This is a genomic window from Microbulbifer maximicatervae (SeqCode) (assembly GCF_052467225.1).
The window spans coordinates 2,051,501-2,066,698 of record NZ_CP174303.1; the positions used below are offsets into that span (position 1 = coordinate 2,051,501).

A 15,198-nucleotide genomic window follows, 5' to 3' on the forward strand; every position below is an offset into this window, starting at 1 on the left:
CAACCTCTTGAGCGCCGATGTTGGCGGAACAAACTCCCTAAAATCGGTCATTGTTTGTGGGGGGTGTTTAAAATATTAGGCTTGCTGGTTCTGCTGCAGGCCGTTTCCTCCTGTTCCAGCCACAAGGCTCCCTCAAGCTCCCTACGCCAGCCCCCGAGTATCAAAATTACCCACCACACGGTTGGTAAAGGGGATACCCTTTATTCGATAGCCTGGCGTTACGGCAAGGATTTTCGCCAATTGGCGGCGATAAATGGTATCCGCTCCCCTTATCAAATATATCCTGGGCAGAGAATCAGGCTGACGGGCTCAGTGCCAACCAAGAGCACTGCCAGCACGCAAAAGAAGCAAAAAGTGCCAGTCGCAAAAGCTAAACCGAAAACAACACAAACGACCACTGCTAAAAAATCTTTAACACCAAGCCCAAAGCGCCAATCAACAGCATCTCGCCGGAGCGGATCGGTCAACTGGCGCTGGCCCGCCAAGGGGAAAGTGATTAGTCACTTCCGCTCTGGGGACCCATTGCGTAAGGGAGTTGATATCGCGGGTGAAAAGGGTGAGTCTGTACTGGCAGCGGCTGATGGCACCGTGATCTACGCAGGAAGCGCCTTGAGAGGTTATGGAAAGCTGCTGATCGTCAAGCACAACGAGGTTTACCTCAGTGCCTATGCACACAATCACCGGTTGCTCGTAAAGGAGGGCAGCAGGGTAAAGGCGGGGCAAAGGATAGCGGAACTGGGTTCGAGTGGTACCGACCGCAACAAGCTCCACTTTGAGATTCGCAAAAACGGTCAGCCAGTAGACCCTCTTGCCTACTTACCGTAAGTTCACGGCCGCAGTAAAGCTCTGCAAATAAAAATGGACTTTTAACTAGTACCACTTGAGGTAGTCACTGTAATCGTGGCCATCCCAGGGTCAGCCGATTCAGTGGCTGTCGCCACATACCTGCGGCATTGATAGTTGTGTTATCAATGTCCGAGTGTGTTGTGCGGCTGAAATTGGCAAAGTACAAGGAGCAGGGGAAATGGAAGCACAACGGCAAGACCAGTCTGTGACTGGCCAGGCAGAAGACTTTCCTCCTGAGTTAGACGTTGAAAATGATGAGCAGAAATTAGGTTCAACTGAAGCAGGTGTTAGTCGCACGCGGAAATCTGCGGCTAAAAAGAGTTCCGCACCCTCCCAGGCAGAGAAAAGTAGAGTTTGTAGATTGGATGGCGATGGCCATTTGCAGAAAAATCTCGACGCTACTCAACTCTATCTCAATGAAATTGGATTCTCCCCCCTATTGACCGCAGAAGAAGAGGTGTATTACGCGCGCAAGGCTTTGCGTGGAGATGCTGCGGCAAGAAAACGAATGATCGAGAGCAATCTTCGCCTTGTTGTAAAGATTGCTCGCCGCTACGTTAGCCGAGGCTTGGCACTGCTGGACCTTATTGAGGAAGGTAATCTGGGCCTGATTCGAGCAGTTGAGAAGTTTGATCCAGAGAGAGGTTTTCGCTTTTCCACTTACGCCACCTGGTGGATACGTCAGACGATAGAACGGGCCATAATGAATCAGACCCGGACCATACGCCTGCCCATCCATGTCGTGAAAGAGTTAAACGTGTACTTGCGTGCATCTCGAGAGTTGGCGCAAAAGCTGGATCACGAGCCATCTGCAGAAGAAATTGCCACCCTCCTTGAGAAGCCAGTCGAAGATGTCGAGCGTATGCTGGGGCTCAATGAGCGGGTTACTTCTGTAGATACTCCCATTGGGCCCTCTTCTGAGAAGACCTTGGTAGATACCATCCCCGATCAGCAGGAATCTGACCCAGCAGAGCTTTTACAGGACAGGGACCTTTTTGACAGCATCAACCGCTGGTTGGGAGAGTTACCTGACAAACAGTGTGAAGTGGTCTCTAGGCGGTTTGGTTTGCGCGGTTTTGAAGCGAGCACCCTGGAAGAAGTAGGGCGTGAAATCGGTCTCACCAGGGAGCGGGTCAGGCAGATACAGGTGGATGCACTGAAACGTTTAAGAGAGGTTATGGAGAAGCAGGGGCTCGACGGGCATTCACTATTTGGCAATTTGTAGCCTCTACTCCTTGATAATACCCCACTGCCAGTTTCTGGCTGTGGGGTTTTTTATCATCTCTTCTTACTGAGCTGAAGTCTTCGGGCTATGAGTTACTTCCTTACCCAGCGTCCCAGGTTGTCCTGGTAGTATTCTCCGGGTGACAAGCGGGCTTCCAACTTTTCAGCGGCGCGTGTTGCCACTTGGGCTATATCAATTTTATTGCGTTCAGCGATTCGAGCGTAAGCAGCTTTTCGCTTGGCATTCACTTCTTTGACCAGTTTTTCCAGTTCTGGTGAGCTGGCATCTACGATAGCGATGTATCCGCTATTGGCTTCACCAACCAGGCCCTTACTTTTGGCTTCATTTAGGGAAATTGCCATTGCAGGCAGGGCGATTAATAAGCTCAGTGCCAAAAAGGCTTTCATTAATGTCTTCATATTTGCCTCCTTAGAAAATCCCTTCCTTGTCTTCAAACAGGTTGTCCAGGTCTTTGTCGACCTTGACCCGAATTTCATGCTCAATTTTCACATTCAGGTTTACTGTAATTGGCTCACTGGGAGCCTTTACCGCTACAGTGGGTGTACACCCTGTAGCAACCATAGCGTATAGCAGCCCCATAGGAATCAGTCGGCTGGCTTTCATCTGACACTCCTCACAGTACCTCTTTGGTACCCTTTTACTTTTTGTACCTAGCCCGTGTTACCTGCCTGGTTCAGCAGGTGAGTTGGATGCCGGCAGACCCAAGTATTTTATTGAGTCAACCTTAACCGGTAATGAACCAAGCAGGCTTGTACATACCAATAAAGGCTACTTCACTCCTGACCTATTGGTCCAGCTGCTTTTCCAGGGTTTCAGTCAAATCACGACTGGCTTGCAATGAGCGCAGCATGTCTGGGATATTGTTTTCAAGGTTCAGGTTGATCACCAGGTCTCGATCAGAATCGATAGCCTCACTTCGACCAACCAGCTTTAGCTGTAGTTGGAGATCTCCGCTGGCTGGATAGTCTATGCTGCCTTCTAGTGTTTGAAACTCATAATCTTCCAATGCATTGGCTATCAACTTGAGTTGGGGGTTGCTTGCCAGCATCTGCGGAGAGAAGGCTCCGTAGTAGCGCAAGCGTCCGCCTGGAGCTTCACCCTGAAGGTGGCCGGCTTCCACAGTGATACCCTCAGGCCCCGTTACAATGGGGATTTCCAAATTAATTAGCCCGCTGGCCTCAAAGTTCTCTGAGTCCGTCTCCTGAGCTAAAGCCCCTAGAGAAATACCTTGTGCATGTACAATGCTTTTTCGAGTCTCTTCAGCGAGATTCCAAATAAGGGCTGATGAAGTAACCTTGCCTTGCAAAAAATCAGCAGAAAAATTATGCAATGTAATATCTTTCTGTTTATCCAGTTGCAGTGATAACTGGACATTTTTCACTGGTAAACCCACGTTAATAGATTCTATCGATAGTGGGTATGGTGTAGGTGTGATCCAGTGCCCATCTTCGTTTTCTACTTTTAGATCTCCACTGATTCCGGTGGCAAAACTATCTTTATAGGTTGCTGCAATATCGTCCAATGAAACATGGATACTGTCTTTGGACTGGGAGGGCAAAGACACAGAACCACCGGCAGAAAGTCTGCCCGAGACGATATTGAGGGGAAGCCCCTGGATCGTATCGTTTAGAGAGCGATCCGTACTAAAGGTAACTTCAGGAACGGAAAATTCAACTCCACCTGAGGATTTTGATAAGTCGTAAGAGCCGCTTAAATCAATTTTAATTGCACCTGCTTTAATTTGACTATGACTTGTTAGCTTATTGTGTTGCAGGGATAGCTTGCCTTTGGCTGAAGGGTTAACCTTGTACTTTTCCGATGTCTCAATCTCTAAATTGATACTATTAAATTCACTGTCCAGCGCTGCAGCACCATTTTTGATGGTGACAATACTATCAAGAAAATTGAGGTCTCCAGAAAGGGAAAATTGCTCGGTGTTGATAATTCCAAACTGACTGCTTATTTCTGGGAGAGTGCAGATTGTAGGTTCTGTTACTTCGCAGTGTACTCTTGGTATATCTAAGTTTACTCTGTCAGCCGCAAATGTTTTGGTTGCTATTTTTTCTCCAGATACTTTAATGCTCTCTAGAGTAAAGTTTTGACCTTTAAGATTGCTTTCAATCTTTGCCTTGGCCGTTGAGCTCAGATTGGTAACTGCTAATTCTCTGGGTCGCTCATGAAGTTGGGGTACCTTTGTCTTCAGCTCAAAGTTACAGGCGCTGATATCAGAGAAGTGACATTGTATGTCGCTAGCGGTTAACTGTACTGTCGAGTCCCCATTGGAGCCTTGGATTGTTGCAGTTAGAGATCCTTGTTCGACCTTAATATGTCTTTTGTTGGGATTGGTCAGATCACCTGTAATGGAGATAAGATCTTTAATGCTTGCCTGAATCTTGCTCTGATGTAATCCGGTAGTAATTAAAGGCGAGTTTTTTCCTGATGTGGGAGCTGAAATATCCAATTGAATAGTTTGGTTTGGTATCAATTCTAATTGAAAGCTATTTACTTCTGGAGAGTTAATGTTGTTAAGCGAACTTAGTTGAAGTTTACCCTTAAATGCCACATCTCCATTAACACTATCTATAGGTAGTGCTGGCAAGTGTCTGAGATATAGGGGGGAATTAACTATAGTATTTGCACTTGTTAGATGAAAAGTACCTTCGATATCTAATTCGGGAGATGTCGCCGATGTGCTCGAGCTAAAGTCCGCACTTAATAGCGGGGTATTGGTGTTTTTATCAGTACCTAAAGCTATATCAAGCTCGCCACTCCCCTTGATATGTCGAGGTTTAAATGGAAATAGTGATTCAAGTGTTATTTTTATTGGATTACTTATAGATAATTGGGCTTCTATATTGGAGTTTAGTTGAGCGTATGGGATTGTGGCCTTTAGATCATTGCCATTAAGTTGAATGTCAATTTCTCGGTAGCTTGAAATGGATAGCAGATTGTCTGGCAAGCTAATTGCGGTGGTAGCTATAATTTTGCCTGATACTGTCGACTTAGTTGTGGAGCTAGCTTTAGGTTCAAATATCTCTATCAGTGGGGCTATAGATTCCAGCTCTGATACAAGTTCACTGTTTAAAATCCATGTGTCAGTTTCTAGTTTAGCAATAGTTATATCAGCTTCAGACAGAATCTTTGAGTTGTTAGTTAGTATTCTGGGTTTTAGTTTGATTTCTGACAAACCTAAAAAAGCCTCAAAATATAAATTAAGCTCGCCAAACTGGGGGTGTTTAAGGGGAGTTTCGGCATGAATTTTTGTGCTGTCGCGAGCTATATTTAGTGGGCCGCCAATCAATTGGCCATCGAGTACTATTTGCTTAACGGATATCTTGCCTGGCAAAAAGCGGGTTAGACTTTGGCTTAGGGCACTTAACGATAATGTATTACTTGTCTTGACATTATTTTCCGGGAGCTGCTCGTCGATATGGGCTTTGGTAACGATATCTTCAGCTTCCATGCTCCTGGTTAGCTTTTCTATTGATAGTTCAATTTTTTGAGTGTTATCTCGGTCATAAATAATATGGAAAGGATAGACAATTTTTACTCCCTCAAGGAGGATAATGCTATTTACACTGGACTTTAGGCGAACTTCCTGGATCGAAACTTCTTTAAAACCCAGTCGTAGTCCTGTCAGCTCCTGAATAACTACCTCTCCTGAGAAAATATTGATTAGCTGAGAGGCAACGATATCCTTTTTCCACCAGCTAGCTGCTATGAGGGCAGCTAAAAAACAAGATAGAGTTATGATGGAGATACGGAGTTTACGCACACTGAACCTCGGAATTCCCGCAAGAGATTAGCTCAAACTTAAATCTATTATTCGTTACGAAAGGGCGAAGTAGGAGTACTTTATTTCCTTACTTCTACCTTATGACGAGTTTACCAGATTGGATAATTATACTGGCTGCAATTTCTCACCATGTTGGTCAGTATCTACTGTGCTGTGGGGTAGGGCAGACAGTAAGTGCTCTATATGGGTATATAATCGACCACTATTATATAGCTTTAATCTATTTAAGGTGGCGCACTGATAGTTTTTGCCTTCTCCGTCGCTGTTACCACTGTGCTTGTGGAGGCAGACGTGCCAAGAGTGCCGGGTGGGCAAGGCTGCAAGGGCAAGTATTAATCTAACTTATCTATGCGTGGCACCAATCGCGCTGGGAAGCTATAGTCCGGTTTTTAACTTGGGTGATAAATAGTATTAGCCCGGGTAACGATATTGTTGGTCCAATTAATCGAATTCATACTGCCCCGGAAGGGCATAGAATGACTGAAGGTGTTTCAATAATGAAAGATAGCCAGCCAAAGACCATTTACCTGAAAGACTATCAAGTACCAGATTACCTGGTGGATGCTACTGATTTACATTTTGAGCTGGAACCCAAGGCAACTTTGGTCAAATCTCGTTTGAATATTCGCAGAAATCCGCAAGCGGGTGCAGGGCTGCCGCCTTTAGTGCTGGATGGTGTCGAGCTGGAATTACTTTCGGTTTCTTTGGATGGAGTTTTGTTGTCTACATCTGATTATCAGGTTCTACCTGAGGGCCTGTCTATCCCTGTAGAGAAACCGGAATTTCTGCTGGAAATCCGCAATCGGATAAATCCGGAGGAAAACACATCTCTAGAGGGATTATATCTCTCTAATGGTATGTATTGCACTCAATGTGAAGCTGAAGGATTTAGAAAAATTACTTTCTATCCTGACCGGCCGGATGTTATGTCCAAATTTACCACCACCATCGTCGCGCCGATGGACCACCCAGTACTACTTTCAAATGGCAATGAAGTTGAAAGGGGTAGATATGAAGATGGTCGTCAGTTTGTAACTTGGGAAGATCCATTCGCCAAGCCGGCTTACTTATTTGCGTTGGTAGGCGGGGACTTGGAGCATGTGGAAGATAGCTTCACAACAGCCTCTGGTAGAAAGGTTAAGTTACAGATCTTTACGGAAGCGAAAAATATTGGGAAATGTGATCATGCTATGCGCTCACTTAAAAATGCGATGCGTTGGGATGAGGAAACTTACGGAAAGGAATATGACCTAGACATCTTTATGATTGTTGCTGTTGATCATTTCAATATGGGGGCTATGGAAAACAAAGGATTGAATATTTTCAATTCGGCCTGTGTGCTCGCTAGCCCAGAAACAGCAACGGATTCAGCTTTTCAGCGGATTGAGTCTATTGTAGGACATGAGTATTTTCACAACTGGTCCGGCAATCGGGTTACTTGCCGGGATTGGTTTCAGTTGAGTCTGAAGGAAGGTTTTACCGTATTTCGTGATGCGGAGTTCTCCGCTGATCTTAATTCCCGAGCGGTTAAGCGTATTGAAGATGTATCCCTTTTGCGTACTACCCAGTTTGCTGAAGATGCCGGCCCTATGGCTCATCCTATCAGGCCAGATTCTTATATAGAAATTTCAAACTTTTACACTCTGACAATTTATGAAAAGGGTGCGGAAGTTGTACGGATGATTCATACACTCTTAGGTGCAGAAGGGTTCCGCAAAGGAAGTGACTTGTACTTTCAGCAGCACGATGGTTGCGCGGTAACCTGTGAAGATTTCGTCAAGGCGATGGAAGATGCTAACAAGGTTGAACTGAAGCAATTCCGCAACTGGTACAGCCAAGCAGGCACGCCGATACTTGATGTGACAGATAGCTTTAATGAAACTGATGGCACTTATAGTCTAACTATTCGCCAGTCTTGCCCTTCATCGCCAGGTCAGGAAGAGAAGTTACCTTTCCACTTACCAATAAGAATTGGATTGCTGGGGGCTGATGGCGCAGAGCTTGTACTCAATGAGCAGGGTGATACTGAAACTGTTTTACAGTTAACAGAAGATGAGCAATCTTTTGAGTTTTCCGGACTTGCGGAGAAGCCTTTACCCTCATTGCTGCGAGGCTTCTCCGCTCCAGTAAAAATAAGGTACAATTATAGCAATGAGCAGCTTCAATTTTTAATGAGCAAGGATAAGGACACGTTTAACCGCTGGGATGCAAGTCAGCGCCTAGCATTAAATGCTTTGTGTGAGCTTCAGGTGGCTTTTCGTAAAGGTGAGGAACTACAGGTACAACCAAGTTTAATCAGTGCTTATAAAGAGGTTTTACAGGATGTTGATCTCGATCTAGCGCTGGTCGCAGAGATCTTGCAATTGCCCAGTGAGCAGTTTATCGCTGAAGAGTCATCATCTATTGATGCGGAAGCAATAATTGTTGCGAGGGAATTTGTAAAGAAGGTAATTGCAGGTGAATTATTTGATGAATTTCGCAAACGCTATCTAGAATTGAATACCACAAAGCCCTATAGCCCGAATGCGTTAGATATTGCGCAAAGACGACTTAAAAATACCTGTTTATCCTATATCTGCATAACAGAAACTGAGGAGGCGTTAGATATAGCCCAGGTTCAGTTTGAGAGCGCTAGTAATATGACAGATAGTGCGGCGGCTCTCGCTGTTATTATTAATCATGCACCGGAAGACCGAGCCAGGGGGTTGATTGAACAATTTTATGAGCGCTGGAAAACCGATACTCAAGTAGTAGAACTATGGCTGGGTCAGCAGAGTTGTAGTCCCAAGCGCGGTACATTGGAAAATATTCGTGCACTTATGAATCACCCTGCTTTTGAAATGAAAAACCCCAATAAAGTAAGGTCTGTAATAGGTGGTTTTGCTAATCGTAATTTTAAGCAATTCCATAAGAGCGATGGTAGCGGGTTTGAGTTTGTTGCCGATCAGGTTCTGGCCTTGGACAAGCTAAATCCACAAATTTCAGCAAGGCTGGTTATACCGATCACACGTTGGAAAAAATACTCTGGTAGCCTGGGTGAGAAGATGAAAGTTGCCCTGCAAAGGGTTGCTGATTCGGGAGACCTATCTAAGGATTTGTTTGAGGTAGTCAGCAAAAGCTTGATTTAAAATAAATGCCCGCTTGGGGTATGCTGCACATACCCCATTTTCTTATAGAATTTTGTTTTCTTTTTCTTCGCCTAGCTGGACTAAATGTAGCTTGTTTCCATCATTTTTTAGCTCAGTGATTGAAGTGTAATCGGGCCTAAACTGTTGTACTTTTTGGTGGTTCCGGATATGTGCAACAACTGAATTGATGACCATAAAATGGCAGAAGATAAAGGTGTCCTCTGAAAGATTTTCCAAATACCTGATTATTCCATCACGCCAATCTTTTTGTTCTCTGTCGCAGGGGTCCCACTCTCCAGTAAGTAATGTTCGTAACCAGGTTAGGCGTTGAGCTTTGGGTATTTCCTCTGGTGTAGGTATTTCCGTCACTGCATTTTCAATTACAACCTCTATATCCCAAACTTCGGCCAAGGGCTTTGCTGTTTGCTGTGCACGGAGTTTGGGGCTGCTTATTAATTGAACTTTCTCGAGTGTGGAAAGTTTTAGGGCTAGCTCTTCTGCCTGCTTGTAACCTTCGTTTGTGAGTATTGGATCGGGGATGTGCTCCCCTTTCGCTGCTTCTCCATGCCTGATTAAAAAAATTCTTGCCATCTATGCCAACCTAAAGATAACCATTCAACCTATCGTCGGGTATATGTTGCCATAAACTGAGAAGCTCTGGTGAGTTAAACGCCCTGGCTGAGGGATGATTGCCAAATCGCTTACTGTGTTTTCCTGAAAACTCTAGCCAATCATTGCCGGGTTTCCCTGTTTCAGCAAAATTCAGCCAAGCTTGTTGCATTGAGGCACTTAATAAATGGGGGTTTTCTTCAGCACCATATAGTGTTTTCAAGGACTGATCGCTATGGGTTCCAAATACATAGCCAAGCTCAACGGCGTGACAGGCCCCTAGTAAAGGCTGTGCAGCGAGAGGTTGTGCAAAGTGATAGTGATAGTTTTCCCCCTGATGACTTTGTAGGTGTCTCAGCCCAGGCAAGGTGAATACCATATCAGTGAGCAAAAGGTTCCAGGCTCGACTCCACTCTGGCCAGGGATTGTCTGTCATTTTTTTTGCTAGTTGATAGTAATGTCTGAGTAGGGGCTTTAACTCGGACTCTGGGATAAGCCATTCGAGATGAGTGCATATTTGCCGGTAGTTCATGTTAAAGCTTTCAGGGTTTATCGCGCTGAAGAGATTCCATTCCTCCAAATTGTTCCCTAACAAAAGGGATGTTTGGTGTGTCGGGGAGAGCTTTTTTTCAGGGGAAAAAAGTTCCCTGTCTGCGACAGGTTTAAATGGCAGTTGCCCCCATTTTGCTGTCATAGAAGTGTCAGAGAGTATTGCTTTTTGGGTTTTCAGAAGAAGTTTGGTCGGACAATTTTTTAGTGAGATGCCACCAGAGATTTTCTCAAATTGTTGAATGAAAGTCTTACCAACATGGTTAGCGCTTTGCTGGGAGTGAGAGGCTCTTGGGTGCCCACTTTGGACAATTGCACGCCGTATAAGGCCTTTACATTGTGGAGTTTCAAGTAAGGAGGCAATACTCATTGCCCCGGCTGATTCGCCAAAAAGAGTGATATTGTTTGGATCTCCGCCAAATGCTGAGATATTTTTCCGAACCCATTGTAGGGCGGCTATTTGATCTAAAAGCCCTTCATTGCCGGTTGATGGTATATCACTAATATCCTTTAGGCGCAGAAATCCCAGGGCGCCTAAACGGTAGTTTATAGTGACAACAATTGTCCGACCGCTAGCTGCCAAGTATTTACCATTGTAAATTTCTTGGCATCCTGATCCCATGTAAAAAGAGCCGCCATGAACCCAAAACATTACTGGCAGCTTTTTTCCTTGCGACATTGCGGGAGAGAATACATTCAAATAGAGGCATTCCTCCCTTTCAGGAAGATTCCCGTTTTGATCTCGAACTTCCATTAGGGCGGATGAGTTTTGCGCTGCTGGTGAACCAAAGCTATGCGCTTGGAAAGGATTTTTCCAGCGGTCTAACTCTTGCGGTGGTAGCCAACGTAAATTCCCTACAGGAGGGAGAGCGTAGGGAATACCCAAGAATTTATATACGCCAGTTTCCTCATCTGTGGTTCCGATGATTGGCCCGGCAGGCGTATCAACAACGGGGGTAGGTTTTTTGTTTAAGTGCCTGCCAATTTCCGGGTCTGTAGTCATTTGTAACTTCCTAATCTTGCTGAAGTTAGCACGAAAACTGTTTTTCTCCTGCCGCTGCCTAACTCCTCCTTGAAAACGTTTTGAATTACGTCCATACAAAAGTAGTGCGCGTAAAAACGTACTGGCGTAATTGTTTTTTTATGGAGGGAAATTAGTAAGGCTATGTATTAGTGAATCTAGTCACGGATGGGCTCAAAGTGGGGTATTTTCCGTCTTTAAGCTCAGGCCATGAACTGTGTATTTAGGAAGTTGCACCGTTTGAAGTTGGTGAGAGCATGATTGCGAAAATCTTTGACAAATCCACGGGCTCAATCGACGAGCGATCACTGGAGGGGCTATCTTTGACCTCTCCTGGTCTTGTCGAAATGCCCGCAGATCCTGAGGATATTGCGTCTTTTTCCAAGGACGGAGTAGACCTTGTTATTGTTTTAAAGTCCGGTCAAATCATCATTATTTCAGGGTTTTACCTGTTAGATGAAGAAGGTGACCATAGTGAGCTAGTGCTAACAGGGGCTGAAGAGCCTCTTATGTTAGCTTCTAATGGAGACTTAATCTCCGCCTTTGCTGCGGCTGGTGGTGCATCTTATCCCGCACCAGCGCCGGCCAATCCCGGTTTTTCTTGGTGGATTCCAGCATTAATTGCCCTTGGAGTTGTTGTTATAGCTGTCGCGGCTAGTGATGACGATGACAATAACGGCGATCGTTTTTTTATTCCTGATTCTGATGCCGACGCTGACTCAGATGCTGATGCCGACGCGGATGCGGATGCCGACGCCGACGCGGATGCTGATGCCGACGCGGATGCTGATGCCGACGCCGACGCCGACGCCGACGCCGACGCCGACGCCGACGCTGACGCCGATGCGGATGCCGATGCCGATGCTGATGCCGATGCCGATGCCGATGCGGATGCCGACGCAGATGCGGATGCCGATGCCGATGCCGACGCTGACGCTGATGCTGATGCTGATGCTGATGCTGATGCCGATGCCGATGCCGATGCCGACGCGGATGCCGACGCTGACGCTGATGCTGATGCTGATGCCGATGCCGATGCCGATGCCGATGCTGATGCTGATGCTGATGCGGATGCCGACGCCGACGCCGATGCTGATGCTGATGCGGATGCCGACGCCGATGCCGATGCGGATGCCGATGCCGATGCCGACGCGGATGCCGACGCTGACGCTGATGCTGATGCCGATGCGGATGCCGACGCCGATGCCGATGCAGATGCAGATGCAGATGCAGATGCCGATGCCGACGCCGACGCCGATGCCGATGCGGATGCCGATGCCGACGCGGATGCTGATGCTGATGCTGATGCCGATGCGGATGCCGACGCCGATGCCGATGCCGATGCAGATGCAGATGCTGATGCCGATGCCGATGCCGATGCCGATGCCGATGCCGATGCCGATGCCGATGCCGATGCCGACGCGGATGCCGACGCAGATGCCGATGCCGACGCAGATGCCGACGCTGATGCGGATGCCGATGCCGATGCCGATGCCGATGCGGATGCCGATGCGGATGCTGACGCTGACGCCGACGCCGACGCCGACGCCGACGCCGACGCCGACGCCGACGCCGACGCCGACGCCGACGCCGACGCCGACGCTGACGCGGATGCCGACGCTGACGCCGATGCCGATGCCGATGCCGATGCTGATGCTGATGCTGATGCTGATGCTGATGCCGACGCAGATGCGGATGCGGATGCGGATGCGGATGCTGATGCCGACGCGGATGCCGATGCAGATGCGGATGCAGATGCGGATGCCGACGCTGATGCCGATGCCGATGCCGATGCCGATGCCGATGCCGACGCTGATGCGGATGCGGATGCGGATGCGGATGCGGATGCGGATGCGGATGCGGATGCGGATGCCGACGCAGATGCGGATGCCGACGCAGATGCTGATGCCGATGCTGATGCTGATGCTGATGCTGATGCTGATGCTGATGCTGATGCTGATGCTGATGCTGATGCTGATGCTGATGCTGATGCTGATGCTGATGCCGATGCCGATGCCGATGCCGATGCCGATGCCGATGCCGATGCAGATGCCGACGCTGATGCGGATGCGGATGCTGATGCCGACGCGGATGCCGATGCGGATGCGGATGCGGATGCCGATGCCGATGCCGACGCTGATGCCGATGCCGATGCCGATGCCGATGCCGATGCCGATGCGGATGCGGATGCCGACGCAGATGCTGATGCCGACGCAGATGCTGATGCCGACGCAGATGCTGATGCCGACGCAGATGCTGATGCCGATGCCGATGCCGATGCCGATGCCGACGCGGATGCGGATGCGGATGCGGATGCCGACGCCGACGCGGATGCTGACGCTGATGCCGACGCCGATGCGGATGCCGATGCTGACGCGGATGCTGATGCCGACGCCGATGCCGATGCCGATGCCGACGCGGATGCCGACGCTGATGCAGATGTCGATATCGACATAAATATTGATATTGATATTGACATCAATATTGATATTGACGTTGACATTATCATCATCAATATCGGATCAAATTCTCAAGAGCCTGGTGAGCTTCAAGACAGCGATGTAGAAGCTCTCGATAGCGGTGCCGGAACGCCGTCTGATGCGTTGTTCGCTTGGGTGCCCGATGGGGATGCCGACGCGGATGCCGACGCGGATGCCGACGCGGATGCCGACGCGGATGCCGATGCCGATGCCGATGCCGATGCTGATGCCGATGCTGATGCCGATGCCGATGCCGATGCCGATGCTGATGCCGACGCGGATGCCGATGCGGATGCGGATGCGGATGCGGATGCGGATGCGGATGCTGACGCGGATGCCGACGCCGATGCTGATGCCGATGCCGATGCCGATGCCGATGCCGATGCCGATGCCGATGCCGATGCCGATGCCGATGCCGATGCCGATGCTGATGCCGATGCTGATGCCGATGCCGATGCCGATGCCGATGCCGATGCTGATGCCGACGCGGATGCCGATGCGGATGCGGATGCGGATGCGGATGCTGACGCGGATGCCGACGCCGATGCTGATGCCGATGCCGATGCCGATGCCGATGCCGATGCCGATGCCGATGCCGATGCCGATGCTGACGCTGATGCTGATGCTGATGCTGATGCTGATGCTGATGCTGATGCGGATGCTGACGCGGATGCGGATGCGGATGCGGATGCGGATGCCGACGCTGATGCGGATGCCGATGCCGATGCCGATGCCGATGCCGATGCCGATGCCGATATCGACATAAATATTGATATTGATATCGACATCAATATTGATATTGACGTTGATATTATCATCATCAATATCGGATCGGATTCGCAAGAGCCTGGTGAACTTCAAGACAGCGATGTAGAAGCTCTCGATAGCGAAGCTGGAACGTCGTCCGATGCGTTGTTCGCTTGGGTGCCCGATGGAGATGCAGACGCTGACACTGATGCAGACGCGGATGCAGACGCGGATGCAGACGCGGATGCAGACGCTGATGCAGATGCAGATGCAGATGCAGATGCTGATGCAGATGCTGATGCAGACGCTGATGCCGATGTAGACATCGATATAAATATCGACATAGATATCAACCTTGATATCGACATTGATATTGATATCACCATCATCAATATCGGTTCTGATTCAACCGTTGGATCTGATGGGTTCCTCGATATCGACGTTACTGCAGATGCGGGCGAAGGTATGCTGGGTGCCGGTTCTAACCTGTCAATCGATGAGCTACTTGAGTCAACGAGTGAAGATGCTCAGGTATTTGAGTCGAGTGGAAATGAGGAGGGTGTGAGCCCGACCTTAGATTCCAGTGGCATGGTTGGTGGCACTGATGCCCTGACAGCGACAGATAATGCAGCGGCGTTTGAAGATCCTGTTGGAGATATGTGGCAACAAAATGGCTTGAGTGACACCTAGATCAGATAGCCTTTAATTAACTTATTTACCGGGCCGCAAGGCCCGGTTTTTTTTGGCTAGACTTTCGTAGCCACTCTACGAAACCG

At 48.3% G+C, this 15,198-nt stretch carries 9 protein-coding genes; 4 read left to right on the forward strand and 5 right to left on the reverse strand.

The annotated features are described in order from the left end of the window. Positions 1-63: 63 nt before the first annotated feature. Together ACJJIZ_RS08955 and rpoS are read left to right on the forward strand one after the other, a co-directional pair. Positions 64-825 (forward strand): peptidoglycan DD-metalloendopeptidase family protein, encoded by a 762-nt coding sequence (locus ACJJIZ_RS08955; RefSeq protein ID WP_444915906.1) that lies wholly within the window; start codon positions 64-66, stop codon positions 823-825. Between the two features lie 199 nt (positions 826-1,024). Beyond that, positions 1,025-2,071: an RNA polymerase sigma factor RpoS gene (gene rpoS, locus ACJJIZ_RS08960; RefSeq protein WP_444894557.1), complete on the forward strand. Its 1,047-nt coding sequence runs from the start codon at positions 1,025-1,027 to the stop codon at positions 2,069-2,071. Between the two features lie 92 nt (positions 2,072-2,163). Here rpoS and ACJJIZ_RS08965 read toward each other — a convergent pair whose 3' ends face one another. From ACJJIZ_RS08965 to ACJJIZ_RS08975, 3 genes are all read right to left on the reverse strand, one after another. Then, positions 2,164-2,490 carry a YdbL family probable chaperone protein gene (locus ACJJIZ_RS08965; RefSeq protein ID WP_282931814.1) on the reverse strand — a complete coding sequence of 109 codons (327 nt, stop codon included), beginning with the start codon at positions 2,488-2,490 and terminating at the stop codon, positions 2,164-2,166. Between the two features lie 10 nt (positions 2,491-2,500). Beyond that, complete coding sequence (locus ACJJIZ_RS08970; protein WP_282931815.1) at positions 2,501-2,695, reverse strand: YnbE family lipoprotein; 195 nt, start codon at positions 2,693-2,695, stop codon at positions 2,501-2,503. A gap of 181 nt (positions 2,696-2,876) precedes the next feature. Continuing rightward, positions 2,877-5,867 (reverse strand): intermembrane phospholipid transport protein YdbH family protein, encoded by a 2,991-nt coding sequence (locus ACJJIZ_RS08975; RefSeq protein WP_444915907.1) that lies wholly within the window; start codon positions 5,865-5,867, stop codon positions 2,877-2,879. A 497-nt stretch (positions 5,868-6,364) separates the two neighbouring features. Between ACJJIZ_RS08975 and pepN the strand changes: the two genes are divergently transcribed. Next, the gene (gene pepN, locus ACJJIZ_RS08980) at positions 6,365-9,016 is read left to right on the forward strand and encodes an aminopeptidase N (protein ID WP_444915908.1); all 2,652 of its coding nucleotides are present in this window, start codon (positions 6,365-6,367) and stop codon (positions 9,014-9,016) included. Positions 9,017-9,058: 42 nt separating this feature from the next. Here the strand turns inward: pepN and ACJJIZ_RS08985 are convergent, their stop codons facing one another. Continuing rightward, on the reverse strand, positions 9,059-9,607 hold the full coding sequence (locus ACJJIZ_RS08985; RefSeq protein WP_444915909.1) for a histidine phosphatase family protein: 549 nt from the start codon (positions 9,605-9,607) through the stop codon (positions 9,059-9,061). A gap of 10 nt (positions 9,608-9,617) precedes the next feature. Next, the gene (locus ACJJIZ_RS08990) at positions 9,618-11,177 is read right to left on the reverse strand and encodes a carboxylesterase/lipase family protein (protein WP_444915910.1); all 1,560 of its coding nucleotides are present in this window, start codon (positions 11,175-11,177) and stop codon (positions 9,618-9,620) included. A gap of 275 nt (positions 11,178-11,452) precedes the next feature. On the opposite strand from ACJJIZ_RS08990, the gene ACJJIZ_RS08995 reads away from it, so the two are divergent. Next, the gene (locus tag ACJJIZ_RS08995; RefSeq protein ID WP_444915911.1) at positions 11,453-15,112 is read left to right on the forward strand and encodes a BapA/Bap/LapF family prefix-like domain-containing protein; all 3,660 of its coding nucleotides are present in this window, start codon (positions 11,453-11,455) and stop codon (positions 15,110-15,112) included. Positions 15,113-15,198 lie beyond the last annotated feature (86 nt).